Source organism: Halosolutus gelatinilyticus (genome assembly GCF_023028105.1).
GTDB lineage: Archaea > Halobacteriota > Halobacteria > Halobacteriales > Natrialbaceae > Halosolutus > Halosolutus gelatinilyticus.
Genome location: NZ_CP095491.1, coordinates 72381 through 97764, shown reverse-complemented (window position 1 = coordinate 97764; position 25384 = coordinate 72381). Strand labels below are relative to the sequence as shown.

The following is a 25384-nucleotide window of genomic DNA, read 5'->3' as shown; positions in this document are numbered from 1 at the left end:
GGATGGGACGACGCATTCTCGGACAACGGCGCGGACGCGGTACGCCGACGTTCCGCGCCCCGTCGCACCGCTACAAGGCGAAACTCGACCACAAGAAGGCCGAGGACGGCGACGTCGTTCGCGGCACGGTCGTGGACATCGAACACGACCCGGCTCGATCGGCGCCCGTCGCCGCCATCGAGTTCGAGGACGGCGAGCAGCGACTCGTCCTCGCGCCCGAGGGCATCACGGTCGGCGAGGAGATTCAGGTCGGCGTCTCGGCGGAGATCAAGCCCGGCAACACCCTTCCGCTCGCGGAGATTCCGGAGGGCGTTCCGGTCTGTAACGTCGAGGCGAACCCGGGCGACGGCGGCAAGTTCGCCCGCGCCTCGGGCGTCAACGCGGACCTGATCACCCACGATCGAAACGCCGCGGTCGTCCAGCTTCCAAGCGGCGAGGTCAAGCGCCTCGATCCGCAGTGTCGCGCCACCATCGGCGTCGTCGCCGGCGGCGGTCGCACGGAGAAGCCGATCGTCAAGGCGGGGAAGAAGTACCACAAGATGAAAGCCCGGGGCTCGAAGTGGCCCCGCGTCCGCGGTGTCGCGATGAACGCCGTCGACCACCCGTTCGGTGGCGGCGGTCGTCAGCACCCCGGCAAGCCCAAGTCCGTCTCGCGGAACGCTCCGCCGGGACGGAAGGTGGGTGACATCTCCTCGCGCCGTACCGGGCGAGGTGGAAACAAATGAGCCAGGAGTACAGAACCGGCCGCGAAGGTGAGGAGTTCACCTACCGCGGCTACACGCTCGACGAGCTGCAGGACATGGAGCTCGAGGAAGTCGCGGAACTGCTGCCCGCTCGCAAGCGGCGAAGTATCGAACGCGGTCTCTCCGTCGAGAAGCGAAAGCTGCTCGAGGAGGCCCGCGAGAAGGACGAGGAAGAGACTGCGAATGCGCCGATCCGGACGCACCTGCGCGACATGCCGGTGCTGCCGGAGTTCGTCGGCCTGACCTTCGAGGTCTACACCGGCCAGGCGTTCGAGCGCGTCCGCGTCGAACCCGAGATGATCGGACACTATCTCGGCGAGTTCCAGCTGACCCGGACGTCCGTCGAACACGGACAGGCCGGCATCGGCGCGACTCGATCCTCGAAGTTCGTCCCACTGAAGTGATCATCGTATGGGAATCAACTACTCAGTCGACGCGGATCCGGACACCACCGCGAAAGCGATGCTCCGGGAGCGTCACATGAGCCACAAGCACAGCAAGGAGGTCGCCCGCGAGATCAAGGGTCGAACCGTCGCGAACGCTCAGGCGTACCTGCAGGACGTGATCGACGAGAAGCAGTCGGTCCCGTTCAAGTCCCATAACACCGGCGCCGGACACCGCTCCGACGTCGAAGGTTGGGACGCCGGCAAGTACCCCGAGAAGGTCTCGGAGGCGTTCCTCGATCTCCTCGAGAACGTCGAGGGAAACGCCGACCACCAGGGCTTCGACGGCGCGTCGATGGAGATCGCCCACGTCGCCGCCCACAAGGTCGGCGAGTCCGTCGGCCGCAAACCGCGCGCGATGGGCCGGGCGTCCGCCTGGAACACGCCGCAGGTCGACGTCGAGATCGTCGTGGAAGAGCCCGAGGACGAGGAGGGTGAGAACTAATGGCTGACGAACACCAGTTCATCGAAAACGGCCTGCAGCGGTCCCAGATCGACGAGTTCTTCGCCGAAGAGCTCGGCCGCGCGGGCTACGGCGGTATGGAGGTCGCCAAGACGCCGATGGGAACCCAGATCGTCCTCAAGGCCGAGAAGCCCGGGATGGTAATCGGCAAGGGCGGCGAGAACATCCGGAAGGTCACGAGCGCGCTCGAGGAGAAGTTCGACCTGGACGATCCCCAGATCGACGTCCAGGAAGTCGACGAACCCGACCTCAACGCGCGGATCGTCGCCGATCGGCTCGCGAACGCCTTAGAGCGCGGCTGGTACTTCCGGAAGGCCGGGCACACGACGATCGACCGAATCATGGACGCCGGCGCGCTCGGCGCCGAGATCGTCCTCTCCGGAAAGGTCACCGGCGCCCGCTCGCGCGTCGAGAAGTTCAACCGTGGCTACATCAAGCACAACGGCGAACCCGCCGAGGAGATCGTCGACGAGGGCCAGGGCGTCGCCGTCATGAAGCTCGGCACGATCGGCGTCACGGTGAAGATCATCCCGCCGAACGCCGAATTGCCCGACGACTTCCAGATCCAGGAGGACGTCGACCCCGAGGAACTCGTCCCCGACGCCGTCGAGGCCAACGAGGCCGAAGGCGTCGAGGAGCTCCTCGAGGGTGAACCCGAGGAGACCGAGGCCGCCGACGAAGGCGCCGAGGCCCCGGCCGACGACGCCGTCGAGCCGGAGATCGACGAGGAGGACGTCGAGGAGGTCATCGAGGAAGAAGTCGCCGCTGACGACGAGGAAGACGTCGAGACCCCCGACGAGTCCCCGATCGAGGAGGACCTCGACGAACTCGAGGAGGACGTCGAAGCCGAAGCCGAAGAGCTCGTCGCCGAGATGGAAGAGGACGACGAGGGAGGTGACGACTGATGGCAATCTTGCACGTCGAAGAGATCCGCGATATGACCCCCGCCGAACGGCAGGAGGAACTCGAGGAGCTCGAGACGGAGCTGCTGAACCAGAAGTCCGTCCTCGCCGCCGGTGGCGCCCCGGAGAACCCGGGTCGGATCGGCGAACTGAGTCGCACGATCGCGCGGATCAAGACGATCCAGCGAGAAGAGGGGGATCTCGAATGAGATCCGGAATCCGAACGGGCTACGCCCGTGAGGAAGGCGACCTGGACGAAGACGACGAATAACACCATGCCACTGACACCCGAGACGCTGCCGCGACACGAACTCAACGGACTTCCCGTCCGCGTCGTCGAGAGTGACGACGCCTCGCGGGAGGGTATCGAAGGGCGAGTCGTCATCGAGACGACGAACACGCTCTCGATCGAAGTTCGAGACGACGGCGAGTCTCGGGTCGTCATGGTGCCGAAATCGGGCTCGGTGTTCGAATTCGCGATCACAGATGACGCCGCTGACTCCGCCAAGGAGTCGGGGACCGCGTCCAAACTGGCCGACACTCAACCCTCGGCCGCCGGCGATCCCGGCGACGAGGACCGGGCTGCCGGCGATGCCGGCAGCCATCGCGGCGATCCCGAAGGGGACCGCCGCGCAGCTGGCGAGGGCGTGGCCTACGTTACGGTCGATGGATCGCGACTGCTCTCACGACCCGCCCGACGAACCGAAACGACTGGTGATTCACCATGGCAATTGGACTAGACGTTGAAACCCCTCCGGAACCAGAGAATCCGGAGGAATACGACTACGAGAAGTGTCCGTTCTACGGCGAGCTTCCCGTTCGAGGGCAAGTCCTCGAAGGGACGGTCGTCTCGACGGACATGGAGAAGACCGTAGTCGTCGAACGAGAGTACGACGTAGCGGTTCCGAAGTACGACCGCTACATGAAGCGACGCTCGCGCATTCCGGCCCACGTGCCGGGCGTGCTCGAGCCGCTCTCGGTCGGTGACACGGTCAAGATCGCAGAGACCCGACCACTGTCGAAGACGAAATCGCACGTGGTCGTCGAAGTAACCCAGGAAGCGACCGCGGAGGACCTCGCCGAGCTCACGAGCCAGGCCGAGCCTGAGCCGGAGCTCTCCGCCGAGGACCTCGCCGCAGGTGCAGACGAGGGTGATCAGTGATGGAAGCGATGAAAGCCGACGTCACGCAAGGCCTCAAAAAGGGGTCGCTAGTTACGTGCGCCGACAACACCGGCGCGCGCGAGCTGAAGATCATCAGCGTCTCGGGCTACCACGGCACCAAGAACCGCCAGCCGAAGGCGGGACTCGGTGATAAGGTGACCGTCTCGGTCACGAAGGGGACGCCCGAGATGCGCCGGCAGGTCCTCGAGGCCGTCGTCGTCCGCCAGCGGAAGTCGATCCGCCGACCGGACGGGACGCGCGTGAAGTTCGAGGACAACGCCGCCGTCATCATCGACGAGAACGAGGAGCCCCGCGGCACGGAGATCAAGGGGCCGATCGCCCGCGAAGTCGCAGAGCGCTTCGGTGCGATCGCGTCCACCGCGACGATGATCGTATAGAACCATGAGTAAGCAACCACACAAACAGCGAACGCAGACGGAGCGTGCGCCGCTACACAAGCGGCAAAAGCAGCTCCACGCGACGCTGTCCGACGAGCTCCGCGAGGAGTACGACACTCGGCGCACCCGCGTCAATGCGGGCGACACGGTCGAGGTCATGCGCGGCGACTACGCCGGCGAAGAGGGCGAAGTCATGCGCGCGATCCTCGAAGACGGCGTCATCCACGTCGAGGACGTGATGGTCGAGACGGCCGACGGCGAAGAAGTGCCGCGGCCGGTCGACCCGTCGAACGTCCGCATTACGGACCTCGACCTCGAGGACGAGCGTCGCGAGGCACGCCTCGAAGGTGATAGCGAATGACGAAACACCAGAAACGACTGTCGGTACCGAAGTCCTGGCCGGTCGAGCGCAAGACGGACGTGTTCACGGTCAAGGCCGGCGCCGGCCCGCACGGTAAAGAGGGCGTTCCCCTCCTCATCCTCCTGCGGGACGTGCTCGGCTACGTGGACTCGAAGAAGGAAGCCCGATACGCCCTGAGCGAGGACGCGATCCTCGTCAACGGCGACCCGATCAACGACGAACAGCGACCGATCGGGATCTTCGACATCGTCGCGTTCCCCGCGCGCGAGGAGTACTACCGCGTCTTCCCCGACGAGGGCGGTCGGCTCTCGCTGACCGAGGTCGGCGAGGACGCAGCCGGAAGCCGCCTCGGAAAGATCGAGGGCAAACAGCAAGTCCCCGGCGGGGACACGCAGCTGACGCTCCACGACGGCACGAACGTGATCGTCGAGGACGGCAGCGAGTACAGCGCGAACGACTCGATCGTCATCGACAACGAGGACAAGTCGATCGTCGCCCACTTCCCGTACGAGGAGGGCGCGCTCGTGACGGCCGTCCGTGGCAACCACGGCGGCAAGATCGGCGAGGTCGACGCGATCGACGTCACGCCCGGTAGCGGCTCGAACACCGTCACCGTTTCCACCGAGGACGGCGGCTTCGAGACGGTCGAGGAGTACGTCGTCGTGATCGACGAGAACTTTACAGGAGGTGACGACTGATGTCGGAAGCTGAAGCCGACTTCCACGCGATGCGCAAACCCTGCGTCGAGAAAGTCGTCGTCCACATGGGCGTCGGCCGCGGCGGTCGCGAACTCGGCCACGCCGAGGACATCATCGAGGAGATCACCGAACAGGAGAGCGTCCGCACCCAGGCGAAGCGGACCGAACCCGACTTCGGCATCCGCCAGGGCGACCCGATCGGGACGAAGGTCACGCTCCGCGGCGAGGACGCCTCCGAGTTCCTCGAGACGGCGCTGCCGCTCGCGGAACTCTCCGCGTCGCAGTTCGACGATACGGGCAACTTCAGCTTCGGCGTCGAGGAACACACCGACTTCCCGAGCCAGGAGTACGACCCGAACGTCGGGATCTACGGGCTGGACGTCACCGTCAACCTGGTGCGTCCGGGCTACCGCGTGGCCAAGCGCGACAAGGCCACCCGATCGATCCCGTCGCGGCACCGCCTGACCCCCGAGGACGCGATCGCGTTCCTCGAATCGAACTTCGACGTCTCCGTCGAGGAATCCACAGATGAGTGAAAGCGAAACCGAAAACGATCGCACGGGCGAGCACGCTGCAAAGCGCACCGGCCAGATCGAGGAGTGCCAGCGCTGCGGCCGCGAACAGGGGCTCGTCGGCAAGTACGACATCAACCTCTGCCGGCAGTGCTTTCGCGAGATCGCCCGCGACATGGGATTCAAGAAGTACCGATAATATGACCGGAAACGATCCACTCAGCAATGCGCTCTCGGGGCTCGACAACGCCGAGAGCGTCGGTCATCTGACCCACGAGGTAGCGCCCGCCTCGAACGAGATCGGCAGCGTGCTCGAGGTCTTCTACGACCGCGGGTACATCGACGGCTTCGAGTTCGTCGACGACGGCAAGGCCGGTCTGTTCGAGGTCGAACTGAAAGGAGCGATCAACGAGTGTGGCCCCGTCAAGCCCCGCTACGCCGCAGGTGCCGACGAGTTCGAGAAGTGGGAGAAGCGCTATCTCCCCGCTCGCGACTTCGGTGCGCTCGTCGTCACGACGAGCAGCGGCATCATGAGCCACTACGAGGCTCGTGAGCAGGGGATCGGCGGCCAGGTGATCGCATACGTCTACTAACCATGCGAGTCGAACTGGAAATCCCCGAAAACGTATCCGTCGAGGTCGACCATCTCGACGTGACCGTCGATGGACCGGAAGGCGCCGTTACGCGGCGTCTCTGGTACCCCGACGTGAGCGTCGATGTCGAAGACGACGCCGTGGTGATCGCAAGCGAGTCCGAGGACGCAAAGACCAACGCGACCGTCGGAACCTTCGAGAGCCACGTCGAGAACGCGTTCCACGGCGTGACCGAAGGCTGGGAGTACAAGATGGAAGTCTTCTACTCTCACTTCCCGATGCAGGTCCGCGTAGAGAGCGACGACGTCGTCATCGAGAACTTCCTCGGCGAGAAGGCAGCGCGACGAACGACGATCCACGGTGACACCGACGTCGCCGTCGACGGCGAGGAACTCGTCCTCTCCGGCCCGAACAAGGACCACGTCGGGCAGACGGCGGCGGACATCGAGCAGCTGACGCGCGTCAGCGGCAAGGACACCCGCGTCTTCCAGGACGGGGTCTACATCACCGAGAAACCCGCCACAGGAGGTGCCTGATAGATGGCAGACGAAGACCAATCCGACGAGCCACAGGAGCTCGAAGACATCAGCGGCGTCGGCGCGAGCAAAGCCGAAGCACTGCGCGAGGCCGGCTTCGAGTCGATCGAGGACATCAAGGAGGCCGACCAGGACGACCTGGCCGAGGCCGAGGGCATCGGTAACGCGCTCGCGGCCCGGATCAAGGCCGACGTCGGCGACCTCGAAGTCACCGATGAGACCGAGGCCGAGATCGAAGACGAAGGCGTCGAAGAGGAAGAACCGGAAGACGTCGAAACCGAACTACGGCCCCGCGGGCTGACCGAGAAGACGCCCGAACTCTCCGAGGAGGAAGAGCGCCTGCTTAACCGCCGTCGGACCGTGGGCACGCCGCAGTTCAACCGACAGGACTACCACAAGAAAAAGCGGACGCCCGAATCCTGGCGCCGACCCCGCGGTGGGCTCTCGAAGCAGCGGATCGGCATCAAGGGCAAGGGTCCGAAGGTCCAGGCCGGCTACCGCACGCCAGAGTCCGTTCGGGGCAAACACCCCAGCGGCTTCGAGGAGGTCTACGTCGAGAACGTCGACGACCTCGAGGGCGTCGACGGCGATCGCGAGGCGGTTCGCATCGCCTCGGCGGTCGGTGCGCGCAAGCGCGAACGGATCGAGGAACAGGCCGAGGAACAGGGCGTCCGCGTCCTGAACCCGACCTACGAAGAAGTCGAGGTGGAGTCCGATGACTGATCTCTCCGCGCAGAAACGACTCGCCGCCGACGTCCTCGACGTCGGCGAGAATCGCGTCTGGCTCGACCCCGACGCCCAGTCGGAGATCGCCGAGGCGATCACCCGCGAGGAGATCCGCGATCTCGTCGCCCAGGGAACCATCCAGGCGGACGAACCGCAGGGCAACTCCCGGGGGCGCGCCCGCGAACGCAACGCGAAGCGCGCGTACGGCCACCAGAAGGGGCCGGGCAAGCGCCGCGGCAAGAAGGGCGCACGCCAGAACGAGAAGGAGGAGTGGCAGAACAAGATTCGCGCACAGCGCCGGAAACTCCGCGAACTCCGCGATACGGGCGAACTCACGCCCACACAGTACCGCGAGCTCTACAAGAAGGCTGGCGGCGGCGAGTTCCGGAGCGTCCGGTACCTGTTGAACTACATCGACGACAATTACGGTGACCAATAATGGCGACAGGACCACGATACAACGTTCCGATGCGCCGTCGCCGTGAGGTCCGGACGGACTACCATCAGAGGTTGCGCCTGCTGAAATCGGGCAAACCACGCCTCGTCGCTCGCAAGAGCAACAAGCACACTATGGCGCAGCTGGTTACTCCCGGTCCTCAGGGCGATGAAACACTCGCAAGCGCCCACTCGGACGATCTCTCCGAGTACGGGTGGGAAGCGCCGACGGGGAACCTCCCCGCGGCCTACCTGACCGGCCTGCTGGCCGGCACGCGAGCCGTCGAGGCCGGCCTCGAGGAAGCGGTCCTCGACATCGGCCTCAACACGGCGACGCCCGGCAACAAGGTGTTCGCCGTCCAGGAAGGTGCGATCGACGCCGGACTCGAGATTCCGCACAACGACAGCGTGCTCGCGGACTGGTCGCGTACCCGCGGCGAACACATCGCCGAGTACGCCGAGCAGTTAGACGAGCCGCTGTACAGCGGTGAGTTCGACGCGACCGAACTACCAGAACACTTCGACGAAGTACGAGAGGCGATTCTCGAATGAGTGGAAACAACTACAACGACGACGGATGGGAGCCCGTCACTCGCCTCGGCCGGAAGGTCCAGGAGGGCGACATCGAGACGATGGAGGCCGCTCTCAACTCGGGGCTTCCGCTGAAAGAGCCCGAAATCGTCGACCAGCTCCTCCCCGGACTGGACGACGAGGTGCTGGACATCAACATGGTCCAGCGGATGACCGACTCCGGACGGCGAGTGAAGTTCCGCTGCGTCGTCGCCGTCGGCAACCGCGACGGCTACGTCGGCTACGCCGAAGGTCGCGACGATCAGGTCGGCTCCGCCATCCAGAAGGCGATCGGCATCGCGAAGCTGAACATCATTCAGGTCCCGCGCGGGTCGGGGTCGTGGGAGGACCGATCCGATCGGGCCCACTCGCTGACCCGCCGCACGAAGGGGAAGGCCGGCTCCGTCGAGGTCGAGCTCATTCCCGCCCCGGAGGGGCTGGGACTGGCCGCCAGCGACACCGTTCGCGCGGTCATCGAGCTCGCGGGCATCGAGAACGCCTGGACCAAGAGCCACGGCAACACCCGCACGACCGTCAACCTCGCGAAGGCGACGTTCAACGCGCTCGAAAACGCCTCGCAGTCGCGACATCCGGCCTCGCGCGGACGGACGGAGGAACCGGAGGTGGCTGATCAATGAAGGCAGTCGTGCAGGTTCGTGGCGAAGTCAACCGACAGCGGAAAGTCCAGGACACGCTGGAGATGCTCAACATCCACAGCGTGAACCACTGTGCGCTCGTCCCCGAGACGGACGCGTACGAGGGGATGATCGCGAAGGTCAACGACTACGTCGCCGTCGGCGAACCGAGCGCGGACGTCCTCGAGACGGTGCTCGCAAAGCGCGCCGAGCCCCTGGAGGGCAAGCAGTCGGACGTCGACGAGGAGTGGCTCGCCGAGAATACCGAGTACGACGACTTCGGCGACCTCGCCGAGGCGCTGCTCGCCGAGGAGACGACGCTGCGCGAGGAGGGACTGTCCCCGACGCTGCGTCTTCACCCGCCCCGCGGGGGACACGCCGGAATCAAGAAACCGACGGTCGAGGGCGGACAACTCGGAAAGCATACAACTGAGCAGATTAACGACCTGCTAGAATCGATGCGATAACCCATGACGAGCAAAAAACGACGCCAGCGCGGATCGCGAACCCACGGCGGTGGCACCCACAAGAACCGACGTGGTGCGGGCCACCGCGGCGGACGCGGTCGCGCCGGGCGGAGCAAACACGAGTTCCACAACTACGAACCGCGGAAGAAACACGGCTTCAAGCGCCCCCAGGACATCCGCGCCGAGGTCGCAGAGATCGACGTCCAGAAGCTCGACGAAGACGCCATCCTCTACGTCGCCGAGGACGACGCGGAAGAGACCGGCGACGGGTACGCGATCGACGCCCGTGACGTCGTCGAAGACGGTCACGAAGTCGACGTCGTCAAGGTCCTCGGCTCCGGCCAGGTCCGTAACGCGCTCGAGGTGACGGCGGACGCCTTCTCCGACGCGGCCCGCGAGAAACTCGAGGCCGCCGGCGGCGAGGCGATCGTCTCGGAGCGCGCCCAAGAGGCCGCGAAGGCGGACGCCGACGACGACGCCGAACAGGACGAGGAGTAATACATGGGATGGAAGGAAGCCGCTGAACCGGTCCTGACGCGGATGCCCGCTGTGCGCCGTCCGGAGGGGCACGTCCCCTTCAAGCGCAAGCTGGCGTGGACGGCCGGCATCCTGATGTTGTACTTTTTCCTGACCAACATCACCCTGCTCGGGCTGTCCGGGGAGGGAAGCGACCTCTTCGGCGAGTTCCGCGCGATCCTCGCCGGCGAGATGGGGTCTCTGCTGCAGGTCGGCATCGGGCCGATCGTCACCGCGAGCATTGTCTTGCAGCTGCTGGGTGGTGCGAATCTGCTCGGACTCGACACTGACGACCCGCGGGATCAGGTCCTCTACCAGGGCCTCCAGAAGCTGCTCGTCATCGTCATGACGGCGTTGACGGCGCTTCCGATGGTGTTCGCCGGCGGCGGCTTCCTGCCTGCCCAGCAGCAGCTGGCGCTCGGCGGACTCAACCTCGATCACACGGGGGTCCAGGTCCTGATGTTCGTCCAGATCTTCATCGGCGGCATCCTCATCCTCTACATGGACGAGGTCGTCAGCAAGTGGGGCGTGGGCAGCGGGATCGGTCTGTTCATCATCGCCGGGGTCAGCCAGCGACTCGTCACCGGATTAGTCCAGCCGTCGGAGCCCGGCTTCTTCTACAACTGGTATCAGATCATCGTCGGAGAAGTCCAGGTCGGCTCGATCGTCGCCGGAAACGGGCTGCACACGATCTTGCTCGGTGAAGGGCAACTCATCGCGCTCCTGACGACCCTGCTGATCTTCGGGATCGTCGTCTACGCGGAATCCGTCCGCGTCGAGATCCCGTTGAGTCACGCCCGAGTGAAGGGCGCTCGCGGTCGCTTCCCCGTGAAGCTCATCTACGCGAGCGTCCTGCCGATGATCCTCGTGCGGGCGCTGCAGGCCAACATCCAGTTCATCGGCCAGATCATGTACAGCCAGTTGGGCAACGGCGGGATACCCGATGTGCTCGGCGTTTACAACAGCCAGGCCCAACCCGTCTCCGGGTTCTTCTACTACCTGGCCCCGATCTACTCGCCGAGCGACTGGATGTGGTGGACCGGCGACATCTCTCAGGCGACCTGGATGGTCCTGGCTCGAATCGGCATCGACATGACGTTCATGATCGTCGGCGGAGCGGTCTTCGCCATCTTCTGGGTCGAAACCACGGACATGGGCCCGGAAGCGACGGCGAAGCAGATCCAAAACTCCGGGATGCAGATCCCCGGCTTCCGCCAGAACGTCGGCGTCATCGAGAAGGTCATGGAGCGGTACATCCCGCAGGTGACCGTCATCGGCGGCGCACTCGTCGGCCTGCTGGCCGTCTGGGCGAACATGCTTGGCACGATCGGGTCTATCAGCGGAACCGGGCTACTGCTGGCCGTCTCCATCACGTACAAGCTGTACGAGGAGATCGCCGAGGAGCAGCTCATGGAGATGCACCCGATGATGCGCCAGATGTTCGGCAAAGAATAACGGATATCTGCGCTCTTCTCCGCTATCTTCGACTCTTCAGACGCGGTTCGTTCTGCCCGCCGAGATCTCGATCGGGCTGGCCCGGATGCGATCGGCGGCGAGCAGTGTCAGAAGAGGGCGTAGTTCGATCCCGATGACCGCGGCTCGATTGTCAATCCATTACTGTCAGTACCCGGCACCGATACTCGATGACGCGATATCGAATTTACGAGTAGGGTGTACGGTCCGCCGCCTCAGCAACTACTGCCCGACCCTGGCATCGACTGATGCGTCGGGGGCGCTGAGGGGGTACCGGACACCGCAGCGGACGACTGCTAATTCTCCGATCCAGGATTCGGACCCGAAAAGGGAGTTCGGACGGCCGTGGCGTGGACGCTATCACCGAAGCGGCGATCGCGATACGCAGGCTGTCAATCATCCGGTGAGATCGCGCCGTTCGAAGTACTCGCTACTGACGATGACGAGGATGAAAATGGCGACCAGCAGAACGGAGAGATCGGTCCACGAAATGTCGCCCTCAACGAGGATCGCGCCGGGGTCGAAGTACCGCGAGAACGCGACGTCACCGAGCCACTCGTAGTCGGTGTCGAACGTGAACGTATCGAGCAGGAACAGGCCGAAGACCGCCCCAGCGCCGGCGGTCTGGGCCCGGCGAATGGAATCGAACGCGACGGACGCCAGCAGTCCGACGCCGGCGCAGGCGAGCAGGTAGGCGATCGAACACGCGTGCACGGCGAATAGATCGATCACGTCGATCGACTCGTCGATGAGGACGAGGCCGACGTAGACCGCGAGAAACGTGATCGCGTTCACGAGGACGACGCCCGGAACGAGCGATAGGAACTTGCCCACGACCACTCGAGTTCGCGTTACCGGCAGCGACAGCGTCAGCCCTACCGTGCCGCGTTCGACCTCCCCCGCGATCGACGACGCCGCGGCGTAGGCGTAGTAAATCGCGAGGAGCAACACCCATCCGAACTGGTATAGCTGGGAGACGAGGTACCCCTCGATCGTCGTCAGCGTCGTCACGTTCCCGACGAACGCGCGCGTCGCCTCGGGCGGAAGCGATTCGAGGTAGGCGTCGAGATCGGCCCCCGACTCCTGAATCGACGGGAAGAGCGCGACGGTGAGAACGATTAGCGCGATCAGCGCCCCGGAGAGGAGCAGGGATCCGCGGAGTCGGCGGCCGGCTTCGAAGGACGTGATTTCGAGCATCGGGTGTCGGTCCGTCGCTGACTCCCGACGAGGGACGGCGCCTTATAGCTGGGTCGCGATCGCCCCCGATCGGCGGAGGTAACGGCCACTTGGCACGACAACGGTCCGGTAATCGACTGTTCGTTCGTGGAACGGGCGCGGCGTTTTATCGTTCACCTGTCCGTTTCGGTGAGGATATGGCGGGCCGAGGGCGCGCGACGGGTCGGAACCGGCGGCGGACGGGAATCGTCGCGTGGAGTCTCGTACTCGGTGCTGGATCGGCGATCGTCGCGATCGCGGTGGTCGCGATGGTGGTGGCCGGAACCGTCCCACCCGCGGCGACGGTTGCCGGTGTCGAAGCGGTCGCTCCGATGCAGAACGAGTCGCCGCAAAACGACACGGACGCGGTGGAACCGGCTCCGGAATCCCCGGGCGGCGATCGGCCACCTCGGACCGATCCGGCGACCGAGAACGAGTCGGCTCGCCGGCCGGCCGCAGAGAACGACACGACCGGAACGCCAGCCGAACGGCCGGCGGGGTCCCCCCAGATCGTCCAAGCGTCCGAAGCGGACGTCACCGTCAATGTCGCGGAAAACCAGTCCATCCAGGCCGGCGACGCGTCGTCGGTCGCGTTCGAGGTGACGAACGACGGCGATCGGCAGGCGACGGACATCGTCGTCACGCTGCAAGCGCCGGACGGCGCGCTATCGCTCGGCTCGCTCGCCGCGCCGCAGCCGACGCAGTCGGTCTACCTGGAAGACCTGTGGCCCGGCGACACCGCGACGATCGACGTCAACGTCGTGGCCGCCGACGTCGACCGAGGGGCGTACCCGCTGTACGCCAGCGTCCAATACCGCGTCGAAACGGACGACGAGGAAGACGGAGACGATCGCGCCGATCGAAACGAATCGGATACGGACGACGTGGTCGACGAGGTCGTCGAGGACGAAGATGACGACGATGGCGGAGATGACGAGGACGACGAGGACGACGAAATCGTCGAGACCGGAGGGCCCTCGGTGCTCGGAATCGCCGTCGATCAGGACCGGCCCTTCGACGTGGAACCCGCGGACGAGGAGGTCCCCGTGGACGGGGAGGGCGTCTACGAGGCGCGGATTACGAACGACGGAACCGAGACGGTGACCGGGATCGTCGCCACGATCGACGTCGGGCCGCCGCTGTCGAGCGAGTCGCGGACGGCGTACGTCGGAACGCTCGGCCCGGACGAGTCGGAGACGGTTCGGTTCGCCCTGGAGTCGTCCGCGGACGCGATCGAGACGACGACCGGCGCCGCGATCACGATCGAGTACGACACCGAGCCGGACGATCGCACCAGCACGGACCCGATCCCGATCCCGGTCTCGATCGTCGACGCCGACGAGGGGACCGACGTCGACTCCGTCGCGCCGTTCGCCGCGGCCGCGGTCGTGGTCGCGCTGACGGCGATCTGGTGGTTCCGCAGACGCTGACGGACGGCCGATCGCGTTCCTCGGTCGGATCAGGCGCTGGACTCGTCCGCTGCAGGATCGGGGTCGCCGCCCGGACTCCCGTCGGGTTCGCCGTCCGCGTCCCCGTAAAAGTGCATGAACACGTCCTCGATCGACGCCTCGCGGACCTCCAGGTCGAGTACGGTGTACTCGCCCAACCGATCGATCAGCGCGTCGAACTCCCGCGAGAGTGCGAGCCGATACGCGCCGTTCTGTCGGTCGACGCGGGCGACGCCCGGGAATTCGAGCGCTTCGGGCGGTGGCTCCTCTTCCAGCCGAACGGTCGCGATCGTGCCGCCCTCGGCGAGGATGTTCGCGACGGTGTCGAGTTCGATCAGCCGCCCGTTCCTGATGATGCCGACGCGATCGCAGACGCGTCGTACCTCGCTCAGGACGTGCGAGGAGAAGAAACTCGTCCGACCCGCGTCCCGCCGTTCTTCGAGCAGTTCGTAGAACTCGTTCTGGACGAGCGGGTCCAGTCCCGACGTCGGCTCGTCCATGACCGCCAGGTCGGGGTCGTGCATGAACGCCGCGACGATGGCGAGCTTCTGTCGGTTGCCGCTCGAGTAGGCCTTCACGTTCCGATCGAGGGGGACCGGAAACCGATCGAGGAGTTCCGCGCGGCGCTCGTCGCCGCGAAGGTGGGCGAAGTGGTCGAGCACGTCTGCGCCCGTCGCGCGGTTGTAGAAGGTGACGTCGCTCGGGAGGTAGCCGAGGCGCCGTTTCGCGTCGCGCAGCCCGTTTCGATCCGTCACGTCGCTCCCCAACAGGTACGCCTCGCCGTCGGTGGGTTTCAACAGCCCGAGGAGAACCCGGATCGCCGTCGACTTGCCCGCGCCGTTCGGCCCTAAAAATCCGAAGATCTCGCCCCGATCGACGGTAACCGTGAGGTCCTCCACGCCCCGAACGTCGCCGTAGTACTTCGTCAGGGAGTCGAATTCGATCGGGGGCGGGCCGGCGCTGCTCACGCGGCGACCGACGACGGCCTGAACCTTAGTGGTGACCCGTGCGAAGGGCGATTCGTGCGGCCTTCGTGAACGCTCGAGTGACAATTGAACGCCGTCACGAGCGGCGGTTGCCGCACCGAGATCGGTTATCGCACGATCGTCACCGGGACCGGCGATCGTCGCGTTACGGTTTCGGCGACGCTACCGAGCAACACCCGCGCGACGCCGGATCGGCCGTGGCTGCCCATGACGATGTGGTCAACGTCGTTTGCGTCCGCGTAGTCGATGATCGCTCGAGCGGACTGTCCGGTTTCCACGACGGTGTTCAGAGTTGTCGCGTCGAGAATTCCCGCGTCCTCGGCTCGGTCACGCGCCTGCTCGCCGATCGATTCGCCGCGCTCGATCGCGCGCTGGAAGGCCTCTTCGTCGTAGATCCCGCCGCCACCGTAGTCGCTGTAGACGCCCTCCATCGGATCGACGACGTGGAGCGTCGTGATCGTCTCACCCTCGTACTGTGATAGCGCGTAATCGAGTGCGGCCCGCGATTGCGACGAGCCGTCGATCGGGACGAGTACGTGCATCACACGGAGAGACGACGCGAGAGTAGAAGAAACCGGGAGGGTGGGAAGTGAACGACAGCTCCGAAGCCGTCGTCTCGCGTCTGGCTTCCCGCCGGCTCCTATTCCGATGGCAAGATTTCAAACTGACCGTAGCCACGAGGAGTTCAGGAGTCCAACGAAACCGCGTTTCGGCCGGTCAGTGAATCGGGTTCGAGACGGACATGTCGAGCCCATAACCCGGTTCCGATGCAACGGGGCGCGATAGGCTCGACGAACGATCAGTGCTGAACCGGGAACGCGATTTCGGTCGTCGCCTTGTACTCGACGATTTCGCCGTCCTCGACGTCGGCCGTCCAGTGCTCGACGTGAACGCCAGAAATGTCAGTGACCGTCTGGCTCGCTTCGCGGAGCGCCTCGCGGGCGGCTTCTTCCCAGGACTCTTCCGACGTACCCATAACGCGGATCACTTTTACTGCCGACATAGCAACCGTCGTACCACCATCACGCTAATAGCCGTTTGCTCGCGTTCACCTGACAGTCTCACGGTCGCGATCGGTTTTAGACGGCTTTCGTCGCAGTCGGTTCACGAACGAGACTCCTATCCGGCGCGGTGACGGTATCGTCCGCGTCGGCGTCGACCTCCTCGTCCGGCCGATCGCCTCGTAGTTCGATCGTCACGCCGATGCCTGCGCGGGCGTCGACACCGTCGAGAACGTCTCGGCCGCGCTCCTCGAGTTCGCCGAGAACGTTGCCGGCATCGGTCAGCACCGGTAGACCGTACCGCGTCGTGTCGACGACGTAGATCGCGCGGCGGTTCGCATCGCACGCCGATACGGGATCGATCACGTGGCCATCACGCGGTTCGCGGCGTCGCTACCGGAGCTTCAACGAGACTTTACGTATGCCTCGCCGTTGGTAGATGTGGATTCTAACGACGTTCGGAAGCAGTGGGCGGATCGGTCCGGCGAATTCTCGCCAGAGTACTACGCGTACTACGGCCCGAACGAAACGAGCGACGTCCTCGTCCGTATGCTCGATCGGTTCGTCGATCGAGACGCGCCCGTTCTGGAACTCGGCTGCAGTTCGGGTCGGCACCTCTCGCACCTCCACGACCGCGGCTTCGAAAACCTTGCGGGCATCGAGGTTAACGAGGAGGCGTTCGACGTGATGGCGGACACCTATCCCGACCTCGCCGACGACGGGGAGTTCTACCCGGACGCGATCGAGAACGTCGTCGCCGACTTCGAAGACGATCGATTCGGCGCGATCTACTCGGTGGAGACGCTTCAACACCTGCACCCGGACGCCGAGTGGGTGTTCGACGAACTGTCCCGGATCACGGCCGATCTCCTCGTCACCGCGGAGAACGAGAGCGAAACGGATCGCGCAGGATCGACCGAACCGACCGTGAGTTACATCGGCGACGACTTTCCGCTCTACTACCGCGATTGGAACGCGATCTTCACTGCCCGAGGCTTCGACGAAGTCGACGTCAGCTCGGGCCAGCGCTCCACCATCCGAACGTTCCGACGGCCCCGAAACCGGTCCACGCGCTGAGTATCGAACGAGGCGGCAACGAGCACCGTAACGCAATTGCTCGCGCTCCACGGGGTCGGAAGAGCTATACCGGGATCGGCCAGTTCCAGCGTATGGCCCTCCATCGGCGAAACTACTACCGGGTGACGAGCGACGCGTTGCTCCCCGGTACGACCGTTCGCTATCACTACCGCGGCGGCAGTTCGCTCGCGACGGTGACCGATCGATCCGATCGGTACGTCACGTTCGTCGGACCGGACTGCGACGGCACGTTCACGCACGATCAGATCGAGCGGCTGTTCGCCGACGATCGGCTCCAGATCGTCCTCGGCGACGCGCGCCGTCCGAACGGCGACGAACGCGAGCGTCGAAGCTGATCGGGATTCGACCGCGATCGTCCGCGAGAACGGGAGAACAGTCAGAAACGAGAGCGGATTCGAACCGAGTCGTCGATCGCGTTACTGGATCGAGTAGCCCGCCGCGATCGTCAGCAGGAGCACCATGAACAGCGCGGTGGCCATCAAGTAGGTGATCGATCGCGGTTCCTCGATCAGGTGCTGGTAGTAGCCGGCGATCAGGGTGGACTTGGTGATCGCGAGGACGATCGTTCCCGCGATCGCCATCTGCTCCGTGAATATCTGATCGAGCTCGAAGAACAGGACCTTGCCCGTGCCTAGCAACAGTAACGCGACGTATATGAGTGCGTAGGTGCGAACGCTCGCCATTGGTGGGGAATGAGGGGGTCGGCCACTTATACCTTCCTGATACGGGTGACCGGAGCCGGGCGAGCGGCGGTGCCGACGGCCGACGCGGAGGCGACGGCGGCGATCGAACGACACGGTGATGGGGATACAGACGAATCGTCAGTCAATGAGAGATCGTTCGGTTCTCGGTCGTCGGACCGCGATCGCGGCCGCGCTCGTCATCGCGACCCTCGCCGCCGGCGTCGGCGTCGCGGCCGCGAGCAACGTCGCCGCCGGGCTCGCCGGCGAGCGAGGCGACGTGACCGTTCCAACGTGGCTCTACCTCGCGACCGGCGGCGGCGTCATCGGCGCCTCCGCTCTGTTGACGATGCTCGTCACCGATCGGGCCGTGATCGACGACTACCACGATCGGGTGGTCGGCGTGCCGACCGAGGCGCTCCTGCGCGCGGGATCGATCGTCCTCGGGACGATCGGCGTGTTGGGGCTCGCGTTCGTCCTCGTCGTCGCCGCGGCGAACCCCGACGTCCCGGGCTTCGCAAGCGCGGCCGTCCTGCTGGTGTTCGTCGGCGGCCGCGCACTCCTGACGATGATCGCCTACACCGTGGGGAATCCGTGGCCGGCGCTGAACCCGTGGCGGCGGATCGCCGACTTGCTCCCCCACGGACTCGTCGCGGACGAGTACCCCTCGCGACTCGGTTGCTGGCCCGCGGTGGCCGTTCTCCTCGGGCTCATCTGGCTCGAGGTCATCGCCCCGCTGAGCTCCTCGCCCGCCGCGTTGGGCCTCGCCGTCGTCGCCTACTCGGCGTACGCGATCGGCGGCGCCGTGGCGTTCTCGCCCGACTCCTGGTTCGAACGCGCCGATCCGATTTCGACGTGGTTCCGCATGTACGGGGCCGTCGCGCCGATCCAGCGAACCGACGACGGGCTCGCGATCCGGTTTCCCGGCGCCCGTCTCAGCGACGACGACGTGCTCACGGACGTCTCCGCGATCGCGTTCGTGCTCGTGTTGGTCTGGGAGCTAACCTTCAGCGGCTTCATCGTCACGGCGCCGGGCGTGGCTACGATCCGCTTTCTCGTCGGCCTCGGGCTGCCGTCGGAGATCGTCTACCTCGGGCTGTTGCTCGTCGGCTTCTGGCTCTTCTGGCGGGTCTACTGGCTCGCCGCCGCCAAGACGCGCGAACAGGCCGACACCTACATCTCGACGCGGTACCTCGCGATCCGCTTTGCGCCCGCCCTGCTCGCGATCGCCGCCGGCTACCACGTCGCCCACTACGCCGGCTTTACGATCACGCTGTGGCCGTCGCTGCTCGAGACGGTGGCCGCGCCGCTCTCCCCGCCGGAGAACCCTACGCAGTACGCGCTCACCTCGTGGTTCGGCTACGTCGAGATCGCCAGCATCCTCCTCGGCCACGTCCTCGCCGTCTGGGTCGCCCACACGATCTCGTTCGAACTCTTTCCCGGAAAGCTCCAGGCGATCCGCAGCCAGTACCCCTTCATTGTCGTGATGATCTCCTTTACGATGATCAGCCTCTACCTCGTCTCATTACCGACGGCGCAGCCGCCGTACGTGCCGAACTGAGGCCGAGACGTCCGTCGAGCGTCGATCCGGTCGCTCGACGATCGGACACCGGTACACACTTCATTGCGCCGCCGCAAGATCGACTACGGACATGACCGCCCAACGGGCCGCGATCGTCGAGGAGGTGACCGCCGTCGAACAGGTGACTGACGTCGAGTACGAGGTCCCCGCCGACGAGACGCCCGAATACAGCTGTCACTACTGCGATCGGCCGTTCCGCACCGAACGCCAGCTCGCGCTCCACGTCGGAACCGTCCACGCAGAGGAGTGCACCGAGGCGGAGCTCGAGGCCTTCGAGGCGGAGCAGGACGACGAACAGTACGAACTGTTCACGTTCCACCTCAAGGCGGCCGTCTCCGTCTTCCTCCTGTACTTCATGTTCACGTTCCTGTACGCGCTGGTCTGGGCCGGATAGCCGACCGACGACGAACCGCGGCTCGTCGCGCCTACGATCGGCGTCGCGACACCGATCGCGCTCCGCCTCGCACGCTCGAGCCGTCGGTAACGCCCTCCAGGTCGGACCGTCCGTCGCGGGCACCAGTCTCTCGACCGATCGGCGCCTCCGGCACCTGTAAAACTCGACAGCGAACGCGTAACGCAGCGACGAACGTGAAGCGGGAACCCGACGCTTGAATTCGGTCAAAACGCCGCAAAATCTCGGAATCGGATGTAGCGGCCGGCCGCTACATCAGGTAGAACAGCGGGAAGAGGAAGACCCAGACGATGTCGACGAAGTGCCAGTAGAGCCCGAAGAACTCCACCGGTCGGTGATCCTCCAGGTAGGCGTCCACCGAGACGACGCGGTAGATCATGAACATCGCGAGCAGGAGTCCGAGGATCACGTGCAGCGCGTGCATCCCGGTCGTCACGAAGTAGATCGAATCCTGGAGGTTGGTGAACCAGTAGACGCCGTGGGCGAACTCCTGGGACCACTCCCAGCTCTTGACACCGAGGAACGTGAACCCGAGCAACAGCGTCGCGCCGAGGGTGGCGAGCAGACCCTGCTTGTTCTTCCGTTCGGCCATCACGAGCGCGAGAATGACCGTGAAGCTCGAAGTCAACAGGACGTACGTGTTGAACAGCCCGGCCATCGTCGACGGCGGGACGGGTTCCCACGTGTTCCAGCCGACGTGGATCCGCATGAAGATGTACGCGCCGATCGCGGCCCCGAAGACGACGACGTCCGACGCCAGGAAGAGCCAGACGCCGAACTTGGAGTTGCCGACGCCGCCGAACGGCCAGCGCTCGGCGATCGCCATCTCGGGCGCGTGGAACTCCTCGACGCCGAACTTGAACAGCGTGACGCCCATGGTCGCGACGCCGAGGAGCGTGATGATCGGGTACATCACGTTGGGTTCGCCCATGTTGACGATATCCTCGGCACCTCGTGCAGCTGCGAACTCCGCGACGTACGGCGTCAGTCCGGACAGTCCGAGGAAGAACAGGAACATCCCGAAGCCGATCCCCAGCGGCCAGATGCTTGCGTGGTCGGCGTGTTCCTCCTCGGGGACGACCTTCTCGGTCGCGACGACGCCGCCGTCAGTCGCAGCCTGCGAGTCGTCGACGAACTCGAGGCGACCGCTCGCGTAGCTCGGTCGATCGGACCAGTTCTCGAGCGGCGGTGGCGAGGGGATCGCCCACTCGGCGGTGCGCGAGAACTGCCAGGGGTTGTCGGGTGCGTCGGGACCCCGGACCCAGCTGTGGATGAACGTCGCGAACATGATCAGGAACGACGCGCCGAGGATGAACGCGCCGACGGTCGCGATCTGGTGGTAGAGCTGAGCTCCCTCGGGGTAGTTGAAGACGCGCCGCGGCGTCTCCCAGGCGAGGAACATCGGGAAGTACAGCAGGTTAAAGCCGATGAAGTACACCGCGAAGTTGAGCTTGCCGAGTTTCTCCGAGTACATCTTTCCGGAGATCTTCGGCCACCAGTAGTAGAGGCCACCGACCAAGGCGGTGACCCCGGAGACCATCACGTAGTGGAAGTGGGCGACGACCCAGTAGGTGCCGCGGAACTCGTAGTCGAGCACGACCGCGCCGAGGAAGACCCCGGTGATGCCACCCAGAATGAACAGCACGAGCGCCCCCAGCGAGAACAGGAACGGCGTCGTGAACCGGACCCGGCCCTTGACCATGGTGTAGATCAGCGCGAAGACCATCAGGTCAAACGGCAGCGAGATGCCGATCGTCGTCGCCATGAACAGCGTCTTGATCTCCAGGTTGATCGTCGTCAGGAACATGTGGTGCATCCAGACCAGGAACGACTGAACCGCCACCAGAACCATCGAGATGATGACCCACTTCCGACCGACGAGCCGGCGTCCGCAGAACGTCTGGAACGTCTCGAACATGATCCCCAACGCGGGGAAGAAGACGATGTACACCTCCGGGTGACCGAAGAACCAGAACAGGTGCGCCCACAGCAGGCTCGATCCCTGATCGGTCGAGAAGTACTGCGTCAGCATGATGCGATCGACCGAAAGCAACAGCAGCGCGGCGAGCAGCGCCGCGAACGCGAACAGCATCATCCAGACCGTCAGCAGCCACGACCAGGTGAACATCGGGAGGTTCCACAGGCCCAGTCCCTCCGCGCGCGATCGGTGGATCGTCACGAGGAAGTTCACCGTCCCGATCGTGATCGACATGACGAACAGCGTCAGCGCGAGCACCGTCGCGGTACCGCCGGCCATCGCCTCCATCGCAGGCGTGTAGGTCGGCACGTTCAGCGGCGCGTACATCGTCCAGCCGCCGGCGAAGGAGCCGCCCTGGAAGAACGAGATGCCGAGCAGGAGTCCCGAGAACAGGTAGAACCAGTAACTCAGCGCGTTCAGCCGCGGGAACGCGAGGTCCTTCGCCCCGATCTGCAGCGGGACGAAGTAGTTCGCGAACCCGGCCGCAAGGGGCGAGAGGAACCAGAAAACCATCAACAGCCCGTGGGTCGTAACGGACTGGTTGTACTCGCGGTCCGCCAACAGGTCGATGCCGCCGGCCTCCCACAGGTGCGCGCGGAAGGCGAGTGCGAGGACGCCGCCGAAGATGAGGTAGAACAGGGCCGTCGAGATGTAGAGGACGCCGACGTCCTTGTGGTTCGTCGTCACGAGCCACCGCTTGACCGACGTCATCGGGGGCAGGTCACTCATCAGTTCTCGCCTCCGTCCGCAGTGCTGTTGTCATCGGTCGTTTCGTTTCCGTTTTCGGAGCCGCCGCCGCTACTCTCGTTTCCGCCGCTACTCTCGTTTCCGCCCCCGTTTTCTTCGGGCGCGTTCTCGGCGAGCCACTGATCGAACTCCTCCTGTTCCATCACGTTGACCGAGCCGGTCATCAGGCTGTGCCCGTTACCGCAGAGTTCGAAGCACCTGACCTCGTGTGTCGTCTCGGGGTCGTCGGCCATGAACCAGGTCTGATCGTACTCGCCTGGGATCGCGTCGGCTTTCACCCGTAAGTCGGGGATGCCGAACGTGTGCCAGACGTCGCCGCCGGTCGCCGTGATCCAGACCGGCGTGTTCGCGGGGACGTTCATCGTACTGACCGACTGCGCGCCGTTTTCGTACTCGAAGTACCACGCGAACCCTTCGCCGGTCACGTTGATCTCGATCGCGTCTTCCGGCGGCTCGCTCGGCCCCTCCTCGACGTACAGCAGCATGCCGTACGTCCAGATGACCAACGAAATGACGATGATAGCACTCAGACCGAACGATACGAACAGTTTTTTGCCGCCCTTTCCACCAGTCGGTAACTCTCCGAGCGTCGGAACGTCCTCGTCGTCGCTATGGGCCCCGCTGTCGCGGTACTTGTACGCGTTGTACAAGACGTACCCGATCACGACGACGCCGACGAGCGTCCCGAGTCCGAGAAAGACGAGGAAAATCTCATCGAACACGTCGACGCGCGTGGCCTGCATCGGAGTTGTGAGTGCGCTGAAGATTGTATTCACCTCTTTTGAACTACGCCTATATGTCGGACGATGATTGCTGGGTGCACTTATCTATTTGGAAACCGCCCCGTCGGAGACCCCGCTCGGCGGCCGTCCGGCGGCGTTCGTCGCGTCTCCGTGACACCTCGCGTTCACGTCCTGATCCGTCACCACTCGGTTGGACCGAGAGCCCTTTTGTCTATCGTTTTCTCCCACTTCACCGCCGCCGACCAACCCCGGATTACCGACGAGTCACGAACCCGTTCGGTTCGAACGCGGCCGCCAGGTGTGAGTCCGCCCTCAGCGCCCGATCGTACCGGGCAAAAATCGCCCGATCGACCCTTTCCGATCGTCGCCCGCGCGAGGGAGGAGACATGTGGGCCGATCGGCGACAGCCTCTATAGGTTCCCTCGCGTACAGGTCCGTATGCCTGAAGAAGTGCTCTTCAAATTCGAGGACTCGATGGACGCCGCGGCGATCGCAGACTACCTCCGGACCGTGGCGGATCGGCTGGAAGCGGGGGACGAACTCACGCTCGAAGCCGGCGGCGAATCGGTGACGATGTCGCCGCCCGCACGTCCGACGTTCGAGGTCAAAGCCGAGCGGGAGACGCCGAGCGGCGGCGGTCCGGGCGAGTTGAGCGTGGAGTTCGAACTCGAGTGGGACGAAGGCGCCGACGGCGGCGAGAGTCGGTCGGGCGGTCTGTCGATCGACTAGGCGAGATCAGAGTTCGACGACCCACACCCGGACGTCGGCCGACAGGTCGTAGACGCGCCGGAACGCGGCGTCGATGAACTGCGCGATGCGGTTCGGATCGGCTTTCGCGCTGATCCGCGCGTTGGTCCCCTCGGCCTCCTCGGGGCGGACGAGGTCGTCGATTTTAAAGGCCGGAAACTCGTCGCACAGCGCTTTCAACGCCTCGAGTTCGTCGTCCGTACAGTCGAGGATGACGGTGCCGTCGGCGAACTGGATCCAGGGGATTCCGAGTTCGGGGTCCGGTCCCGAATCGGGGTCGTCGGTGAGGGAGTCATCGTCGACTTCGAGCGTGCAAAAGCCGCTCCCGCGGGTGCGATGCGCCGTGATCGCGTCGACGTACAGTTTCCGTCGCTCCGTCGGGTCGGCCGCGTCGAACCGGGTCATATCCGAACCGATGTTCGCAATTCTTTAAGCCTTTATGCGGCGGTCCTGAAGGGGAACGTATGGCAGAGCCACGAATCTTGATCCTCGGGGCGCCCGGGGCCGGAAAGGGGACACAGAGCCAGAAGATCGCCGAAGAGTTCGACGTCGAACACGTCACCACCGGCGATGCGCTCCGCGCGAACAAGGACATGGACATCTCCGGGATGGACACGGAGTACGACACGCCCCGGGAGTACATGGATCAGGGCGAACTCGTCCCCGACGAAGTCGTCAACGCGATCGTCGACGAGGCCCTGTCGCAGGCCGACGGCTTCGTGCTCGACGGCTACCCCCGGAACCTCGAGCAGGCGACGGAACTCGACGATATGACCGACCTCGACGTCGTCCTCTATCTCGACGTCGGCGAGGAGGAACTCGTCCACCGGCTGACCGGGCGCCGTCTCGACCCCGAAACGGGCGACATCTACCACGTCGAGTACAATCCGCCGGAAGACCCTGCGGTCGAAGCCCGGCTCGAACAGCGCGACGACGACACCGAGGAGACCGTCCGCGAACGCCTTCGCGTATTCCGCGAGAACACCCAACCCGTCATCGACCACTACGAGGAGCAGGGCGACCTGGAGCGGGTCGACGGCGAACAGGCGCCGGACGAGGTCTGGACAGACGTGAAAGACACGATCGAGAACGCGGCCTAGCGGCCGTCAGACCG

General features: G+C 64.9%; 37 protein-coding genes. 28 read left to right on the top strand and 9 right to left on the bottom strand.

Annotation, left to right across the window (positions count from 1 at the left end):
* Positions 1 to 2 precede the first annotated feature (2 nt).
* The 21 genes from MUH00_RS00520 (at position 3) to secY (ending at position 11615) form a co-directional block, all read left to right on the top strand.
* Complete coding sequence (locus MUH00_RS00520; RefSeq protein WP_247001612.1) at positions 3 to 725, top strand: 50S ribosomal protein L2; 723 nt, start codon at positions 3 to 5, stop codon at positions 723 to 725.
* Entirely contained in the window at positions 722 to 1147 is a 426-nt protein-coding gene (locus MUH00_RS00515; protein ID WP_247001610.1) for a 30S ribosomal protein S19, read from the top strand. The genes MUH00_RS00520 and MUH00_RS00515 overlap by 4 nt, the downstream gene beginning before the upstream one ends.
* Before the next feature lie 7 nt (positions 1148 to 1154).
* Positions 1155 to 1631: a 50S ribosomal protein L22 gene (locus MUH00_RS00510; protein WP_247001608.1), complete on the top strand. Its 477-nt coding sequence runs from the start codon at positions 1155 to 1157 to the stop codon at positions 1629 to 1631.
* Positions 1631 to 2554: a 30S ribosomal protein S3 gene (locus tag MUH00_RS00505; RefSeq protein ID WP_247001606.1), complete on the top strand. Its 924-nt coding sequence runs from the start codon at positions 1631 to 1633 to the stop codon at positions 2552 to 2554. Before MUH00_RS00510 ends, MUH00_RS00505 begins: the two co-directional genes overlap by 1 nt.
* Positions 2554 to 2760, top strand: coding sequence for a 50S ribosomal protein L29 (gene rpmC, locus MUH00_RS00500; protein ID WP_247001604.1), 207 nt, complete (start codon positions 2554 to 2556; stop codon positions 2758 to 2760). Before MUH00_RS00505 ends, rpmC begins: the two co-directional genes overlap by 1 nt.
* A gap of 66 nt (positions 2761 to 2826) precedes the next feature.
* Entirely contained in the window at positions 2827 to 3291 is a 465-nt protein-coding gene (locus MUH00_RS00495; protein ID WP_247001602.1) for a ribonuclease P protein component 1, read from the top strand.
* Positions 3276 to 3713: a 30S ribosomal protein S17 gene (locus MUH00_RS00490; RefSeq protein WP_247001600.1), complete on the top strand. Its 438-nt coding sequence runs from the start codon at positions 3276 to 3278 to the stop codon at positions 3711 to 3713. Before MUH00_RS00495 ends, MUH00_RS00490 begins: the two co-directional genes overlap by 16 nt.
* The gene (locus MUH00_RS00485; protein ID WP_247001598.1) at positions 3713 to 4111 is read left to right on the top strand and encodes a 50S ribosomal protein L14; all 399 of its coding nucleotides are present in this window, start codon (positions 3713 to 3715) and stop codon (positions 4109 to 4111) included. Before MUH00_RS00490 ends, MUH00_RS00485 begins: the two co-directional genes overlap by 1 nt.
* Positions 4112 to 4115: 4 nt before the next feature.
* Positions 4116 to 4472 carry a 50S ribosomal protein L24 gene (rplX, locus tag MUH00_RS00480; RefSeq protein WP_247001596.1) on the top strand — a complete coding sequence of 119 codons (357 nt, stop codon included), beginning with the start codon at positions 4116 to 4118 and terminating at the stop codon, positions 4470 to 4472.
* Positions 4469 to 5170, top strand: coding sequence for a 30S ribosomal protein S4e (locus MUH00_RS00475; RefSeq protein WP_247001594.1), 702 nt, complete (start codon positions 4469 to 4471; stop codon positions 5168 to 5170). Before rplX ends, MUH00_RS00475 begins: the two co-directional genes overlap by 4 nt.
* Entirely contained in the window at positions 5170 to 5706 is a 537-nt protein-coding gene (locus MUH00_RS00470) for a 50S ribosomal protein L5 (RefSeq protein ID WP_247001592.1), read from the top strand. Before MUH00_RS00475 ends, MUH00_RS00470 begins: the two co-directional genes overlap by 1 nt.
* Entirely contained in the window at positions 5699 to 5881 is a 183-nt protein-coding gene (locus tag MUH00_RS00465) for a 30S ribosomal protein S14 (RefSeq protein WP_247001590.1), read from the top strand. The genes MUH00_RS00470 and MUH00_RS00465 overlap by 8 nt, the downstream gene beginning before the upstream one ends.
* 1 nt (position 5882) lies before the next feature.
* The gene (locus MUH00_RS00460) at positions 5883 to 6275 is read left to right on the top strand and encodes a 30S ribosomal protein S8 (RefSeq protein ID WP_247001588.1); all 393 of its coding nucleotides are present in this window, start codon (positions 5883 to 5885) and stop codon (positions 6273 to 6275) included.
* 2 nt (positions 6276 to 6277) lie between these two features.
* Positions 6278 to 6811 (top strand): 50S ribosomal protein L6, encoded by a 534-nt coding sequence (locus MUH00_RS00455; protein WP_247001586.1) that lies wholly within the window; start codon positions 6278 to 6280, stop codon positions 6809 to 6811.
* A 3-nt stretch (positions 6812 to 6814) separates the two neighbouring features.
* The gene (locus tag MUH00_RS00450) at positions 6815 to 7534 is read left to right on the top strand and encodes a 50S ribosomal protein L32e (protein WP_247001584.1); all 720 of its coding nucleotides are present in this window, start codon (positions 6815 to 6817) and stop codon (positions 7532 to 7534) included.
* A complete protein-coding gene (locus tag MUH00_RS00445; RefSeq protein ID WP_247001582.1) occupies positions 7527 to 7976 on the top strand; it encodes a 50S ribosomal protein L19e in 450 nt (149 codons plus the stop codon). The genes MUH00_RS00450 and MUH00_RS00445 overlap by 8 nt, the downstream gene beginning before the upstream one ends.
* The gene (locus MUH00_RS00440; RefSeq protein ID WP_247001580.1) at positions 7976 to 8524 is read left to right on the top strand and encodes a 50S ribosomal protein L18; all 549 of its coding nucleotides are present in this window, start codon (positions 7976 to 7978) and stop codon (positions 8522 to 8524) included. The genes MUH00_RS00445 and MUH00_RS00440 overlap by 1 nt, the downstream gene beginning before the upstream one ends.
* Positions 8521 to 9180: a 30S ribosomal protein S5 gene (locus MUH00_RS00435; RefSeq protein WP_247001578.1), complete on the top strand. Its 660-nt coding sequence runs from the start codon at positions 8521 to 8523 to the stop codon at positions 9178 to 9180. Before MUH00_RS00440 ends, MUH00_RS00435 begins: the two co-directional genes overlap by 4 nt.
* A complete protein-coding gene (locus MUH00_RS00430; RefSeq protein WP_247001576.1) occupies positions 9177 to 9644 on the top strand; it encodes a 50S ribosomal protein L30 in 468 nt (155 codons plus the stop codon). Before MUH00_RS00435 ends, MUH00_RS00430 begins: the two co-directional genes overlap by 4 nt.
* 3 nt (positions 9645 to 9647) lie before the next feature.
* Complete coding sequence (locus MUH00_RS00425; protein ID WP_247001574.1) at positions 9648 to 10142, top strand: uL15m family ribosomal protein; 495 nt, start codon at positions 9648 to 9650, stop codon at positions 10140 to 10142.
* A gap of 3 nt (positions 10143 to 10145) precedes the next feature.
* Positions 10146 to 11615, top strand: coding sequence for a preprotein translocase subunit SecY (secY, locus tag MUH00_RS00420; RefSeq protein WP_247001572.1), 1470 nt, complete (start codon positions 10146 to 10148; stop codon positions 11613 to 11615).
* A 414-nt stretch (positions 11616 to 12029) separates the two neighbouring features.
* Here the strand turns inward: secY and MUH00_RS00415 are convergent, their stop codons facing one another.
* On the bottom strand, positions 12030 to 12830 hold the full coding sequence (locus MUH00_RS00415; protein WP_247001570.1) for an ABC transporter permease: 801 nt from the start codon (positions 12828 to 12830) through the stop codon (positions 12030 to 12032).
* Between the two features lie 176 nt (positions 12831 to 13006).
* Here MUH00_RS00415 and MUH00_RS00410 point away from each other — a divergent pair, with 176 nt between their 5' ends.
* Positions 13007 to 14278: a COG1361 S-layer family protein gene (locus MUH00_RS00410; protein ID WP_247001568.1), complete on the top strand. Its 1272-nt coding sequence runs from the start codon at positions 13007 to 13009 to the stop codon at positions 14276 to 14278.
* Positions 14279 to 14307: 29 nt separating this feature from the next.
* Here the strand turns inward: MUH00_RS00410 and MUH00_RS00405 are convergent, their stop codons facing one another.
* The 4 genes from MUH00_RS00405 to MUH00_RS00390 form a co-directional block, all read right to left on the bottom strand.
* Positions 14308 to 15264 carry an ABC transporter ATP-binding protein gene (locus MUH00_RS00405; protein ID WP_247001567.1) on the bottom strand — a complete coding sequence of 319 codons (957 nt, stop codon included), beginning with the start codon at positions 15262 to 15264 and terminating at the stop codon, positions 14308 to 14310.
* A 125-nt stretch (positions 15265 to 15389) separates the two neighbouring features.
* A complete protein-coding gene (locus MUH00_RS00400; RefSeq protein ID WP_247001565.1) occupies positions 15390 to 15824 on the bottom strand; it encodes a universal stress protein in 435 nt (144 codons plus the stop codon).
* Positions 15825 to 16081: 257 nt separating this feature from the next.
* Entirely contained in the window at positions 16082 to 16258 is a 177-nt protein-coding gene (locus MUH00_RS00395) for a dodecin family protein (RefSeq protein ID WP_247001563.1), read from the bottom strand.
* Positions 16259 to 16361: 103 nt separating this feature from the next.
* Entirely contained in the window at positions 16362 to 16649 is a 288-nt protein-coding gene (locus MUH00_RS00390) for a hypothetical protein (protein WP_247001561.1), read from the bottom strand.
* Between the two features lie 75 nt (positions 16650 to 16724).
* Here MUH00_RS00390 and MUH00_RS00385 point away from each other — a divergent pair, with 75 nt between their 5' ends.
* Positions 16725 to 17360 carry a class I SAM-dependent methyltransferase gene (locus MUH00_RS00385; RefSeq protein WP_247001558.1) on the top strand — a complete coding sequence of 212 codons (636 nt, stop codon included), beginning with the start codon at positions 16725 to 16727 and terminating at the stop codon, positions 17358 to 17360.
* Between the two features lie 92 nt (positions 17361 to 17452).
* Complete coding sequence (locus MUH00_RS00380) at positions 17453 to 17716, top strand: hypothetical protein (protein WP_247001556.1); 264 nt, start codon at positions 17453 to 17455, stop codon at positions 17714 to 17716.
* 81 nt (positions 17717 to 17797) lie between these two features.
* Here MUH00_RS00380 and MUH00_RS00375 read toward each other — a convergent pair whose 3' ends face one another.
* Positions 17798 to 18064 (bottom strand): cytochrome C oxidase subunit IV family protein, encoded by a 267-nt coding sequence (locus MUH00_RS00375; RefSeq protein ID WP_247001554.1) that lies wholly within the window; start codon positions 18062 to 18064, stop codon positions 17798 to 17800.
* Positions 18065 to 18209: 145 nt separating this feature from the next.
* On the opposite strand from MUH00_RS00375, the gene MUH00_RS00370 reads away from it, so the two are divergent.
* Together MUH00_RS00370 and MUH00_RS00365 are read left to right on the top strand one after the other, a co-directional pair.
* Positions 18210 to 19622 (top strand): hypothetical protein, encoded by a 1413-nt coding sequence (locus MUH00_RS00370; RefSeq protein WP_247001552.1) that lies wholly within the window; start codon positions 18210 to 18212, stop codon positions 19620 to 19622.
* Between the two features lie 91 nt (positions 19623 to 19713).
* Positions 19714 to 20037 (top strand): DUF7410 domain-containing protein, encoded by a 324-nt coding sequence (locus MUH00_RS00365; RefSeq protein ID WP_247001550.1) that lies wholly within the window; start codon positions 19714 to 19716, stop codon positions 20035 to 20037.
* A gap of 268 nt (positions 20038 to 20305) precedes the next feature.
* Here MUH00_RS00365 and MUH00_RS00360 read toward each other — a convergent pair whose 3' ends face one another.
* Together MUH00_RS00360 and coxB are read right to left on the bottom strand one after the other, a co-directional pair.
* The gene (locus MUH00_RS00360; protein WP_247001548.1) at positions 20306 to 22762 is read right to left on the bottom strand and encodes a cbb3-type cytochrome c oxidase subunit I; all 2457 of its coding nucleotides are present in this window, start codon (positions 22760 to 22762) and stop codon (positions 20306 to 20308) included.
* Positions 22762 to 23523, bottom strand: a complete 762-nt coding sequence (gene coxB / locus MUH00_RS00355; protein ID WP_247001546.1) for a cytochrome c oxidase subunit II — start codon at positions 23521 to 23523, stop codon at positions 22762 to 22764. Before coxB ends, MUH00_RS00360 begins: the two co-directional genes overlap by 1 nt.
* A 438-nt stretch (positions 23524 to 23961) precedes the next feature.
* On the opposite strand from coxB, the gene MUH00_RS00350 reads away from it, so the two are divergent.
* Entirely contained in the window at positions 23962 to 24252 is a 291-nt protein-coding gene (locus MUH00_RS00350; RefSeq protein WP_247001544.1) for an amphi-Trp domain-containing protein, read from the top strand.
* Positions 24253 to 24258: 6 nt separating this feature from the next.
* Here MUH00_RS00350 and MUH00_RS00345 read toward each other — a convergent pair whose 3' ends face one another.
* The gene (locus MUH00_RS00345; RefSeq protein WP_247001542.1) at positions 24259 to 24675 is read right to left on the bottom strand and encodes a DUF7975 family protein; all 417 of its coding nucleotides are present in this window, start codon (positions 24673 to 24675) and stop codon (positions 24259 to 24261) included.
* A gap of 59 nt (positions 24676 to 24734) precedes the next feature.
* On the opposite strand from MUH00_RS00345, the gene MUH00_RS00340 reads away from it, so the two are divergent.
* The gene (locus MUH00_RS00340; protein WP_247001540.1) at positions 24735 to 25370 is read left to right on the top strand and encodes an adenylate kinase; all 636 of its coding nucleotides are present in this window, start codon (positions 24735 to 24737) and stop codon (positions 25368 to 25370) included.
* Positions 25371 to 25384 lie beyond the last annotated feature (14 nt).

What these genes read in the sequence shown, in the direction of transcription:
- coxB (WP_247001546.1), bottom strand. Translation starts at nt 23,523, where the DNA reads ATGCAGGCCACGCGCGTCGACGTGTTCGATGAGATTTTCCTCGTCTTT.
- MUH00_RS00440 (WP_247001580.1), top strand. Translation starts at nt 7,976, where the DNA reads ATGGCGACAGGACCACGATACAACGTTCCGATGCGCCGTCGCCGTGAG.
- MUH00_RS00415 (WP_247001570.1), bottom strand. Translation starts at nt 12,830, where the DNA reads ATGCTCGAAATCACGTCCTTCGAAGCCGGCCGCCGACTCCGCGGATCC.
- MUH00_RS00485 (WP_247001598.1), top strand. Translation starts at nt 3,713, where the DNA reads ATGGAAGCGATGAAAGCCGACGTCACGCAAGGCCTCAAAAAGGGGTCG.
- rplX (WP_247001596.1), top strand. Translation starts at nt 4,116, where the DNA reads ATGAGTAAGCAACCACACAAACAGCGAACGCAGACGGAGCGTGCGCCG.
- MUH00_RS00510 (WP_247001608.1), top strand. Translation starts at nt 1,155, where the DNA reads ATGGGAATCAACTACTCAGTCGACGCGGATCCGGACACCACCGCGAAA.
- MUH00_RS00345 (WP_247001542.1), bottom strand. Translation starts at nt 24,675, where the DNA reads ATGACCCGGTTCGACGCGGCCGACCCGACGGAGCGACGGAAACTGTAC.
- MUH00_RS00505 (WP_247001606.1), top strand. Translation starts at nt 1,631, where the DNA reads ATGGCTGACGAACACCAGTTCATCGAAAACGGCCTGCAGCGGTCCCAG.
- MUH00_RS00515 (WP_247001610.1), top strand. Translation starts at nt 722, where the DNA reads ATGAGCCAGGAGTACAGAACCGGCCGCGAAGGTGAGGAGTTCACCTAC.
- MUH00_RS00450 (WP_247001584.1), top strand. Translation starts at nt 6,815, where the DNA reads ATGGCAGACGAAGACCAATCCGACGAGCCACAGGAGCTCGAAGACATC.
- MUH00_RS00350 (WP_247001544.1), top strand. Translation starts at nt 23,962, where the DNA reads ATGCCTGAAGAAGTGCTCTTCAAATTCGAGGACTCGATGGACGCCGCG.
- MUH00_RS00520 (WP_247001612.1), top strand. Translation starts at nt 3, where the DNA reads ATGGGACGACGCATTCTCGGACAACGGCGCGGACGCGGTACGCCGACG.
- MUH00_RS00470 (WP_247001592.1), top strand. Translation starts at nt 5,170, where the DNA reads ATGTCGGAAGCTGAAGCCGACTTCCACGCGATGCGCAAACCCTGCGTC.
- MUH00_RS00370 (WP_247001552.1), top strand. Translation starts at nt 18,210, where the DNA reads ATGAGAGATCGTTCGGTTCTCGGTCGTCGGACCGCGATCGCGGCCGCG.
- MUH00_RS00360 (WP_247001548.1), bottom strand. Translation starts at nt 22,762, where the DNA reads ATGAGTGACCTGCCCCCGATGACGTCGGTCAAGCGGTGGCTCGTGACG.
- MUH00_RS00435 (WP_247001578.1), top strand. Translation starts at nt 8,521, where the DNA reads ATGAGTGGAAACAACTACAACGACGACGGATGGGAGCCCGTCACTCGC.
- MUH00_RS00445 (WP_247001582.1), top strand. Translation starts at nt 7,527, where the DNA reads ATGACTGATCTCTCCGCGCAGAAACGACTCGCCGCCGACGTCCTCGAC.
- MUH00_RS00495 (WP_247001602.1), top strand. Translation starts at nt 2,827, where the DNA reads ATGCCACTGACACCCGAGACGCTGCCGCGACACGAACTCAACGGACTT.
- MUH00_RS00410 (WP_247001568.1), top strand. Translation starts at nt 13,007, where the DNA reads ATGGCGGGCCGAGGGCGCGCGACGGGTCGGAACCGGCGGCGGACGGGA.
- MUH00_RS00490 (WP_247001600.1), top strand. Translation starts at nt 3,276, where the DNA reads ATGGCAATTGGACTAGACGTTGAAACCCCTCCGGAACCAGAGAATCCG.
- MUH00_RS00425 (WP_247001574.1), top strand. Translation starts at nt 9,648, where the DNA reads ATGACGAGCAAAAAACGACGCCAGCGCGGATCGCGAACCCACGGCGGT.
- MUH00_RS00395 (WP_247001563.1), bottom strand. Translation starts at nt 16,258, where the DNA reads ATGGGTACGTCGGAAGAGTCCTGGGAAGAAGCCGCCCGCGAGGCGCTC.
- MUH00_RS00400 (WP_247001565.1), bottom strand. Translation starts at nt 15,824, where the DNA reads ATGCACGTACTCGTCCCGATCGACGGCTCGTCGCAATCGCGGGCCGCA.
- MUH00_RS00380 (WP_247001556.1), top strand. Translation starts at nt 17,453, where the DNA reads ATGGCCCTCCATCGGCGAAACTACTACCGGGTGACGAGCGACGCGTTG.
- rpmC (WP_247001604.1), top strand. Translation starts at nt 2,554, where the DNA reads ATGGCAATCTTGCACGTCGAAGAGATCCGCGATATGACCCCCGCCGAA.
- MUH00_RS00460 (WP_247001588.1), top strand. Translation starts at nt 5,883, where the DNA reads ATGACCGGAAACGATCCACTCAGCAATGCGCTCTCGGGGCTCGACAAC.
- MUH00_RS00475 (WP_247001594.1), top strand. Translation starts at nt 4,469, where the DNA reads ATGACGAAACACCAGAAACGACTGTCGGTACCGAAGTCCTGGCCGGTC.
- MUH00_RS00430 (WP_247001576.1), top strand. Translation starts at nt 9,177, where the DNA reads ATGAAGGCAGTCGTGCAGGTTCGTGGCGAAGTCAACCGACAGCGGAAA.
- MUH00_RS00465 (WP_247001590.1), top strand. Translation starts at nt 5,699, where the DNA reads ATGAGTGAAAGCGAAACCGAAAACGATCGCACGGGCGAGCACGCTGCA.
- MUH00_RS00365 (WP_247001550.1), top strand. Translation starts at nt 19,714, where the DNA reads ATGACCGCCCAACGGGCCGCGATCGTCGAGGAGGTGACCGCCGTCGAA.
- secY (WP_247001572.1), top strand. Translation starts at nt 10,146, where the DNA reads ATGGGATGGAAGGAAGCCGCTGAACCGGTCCTGACGCGGATGCCCGCT.
- MUH00_RS00340 (WP_247001540.1), top strand. Translation starts at nt 24,735, where the DNA reads ATGGCAGAGCCACGAATCTTGATCCTCGGGGCGCCCGGGGCCGGAAAG.
- MUH00_RS00375 (WP_247001554.1), bottom strand. Translation starts at nt 18,064, where the DNA reads ATGGCGAGCGTTCGCACCTACGCACTCATATACGTCGCGTTACTGTTG.
- MUH00_RS00455 (WP_247001586.1), top strand. Translation starts at nt 6,278, where the DNA reads ATGCGAGTCGAACTGGAAATCCCCGAAAACGTATCCGTCGAGGTCGAC.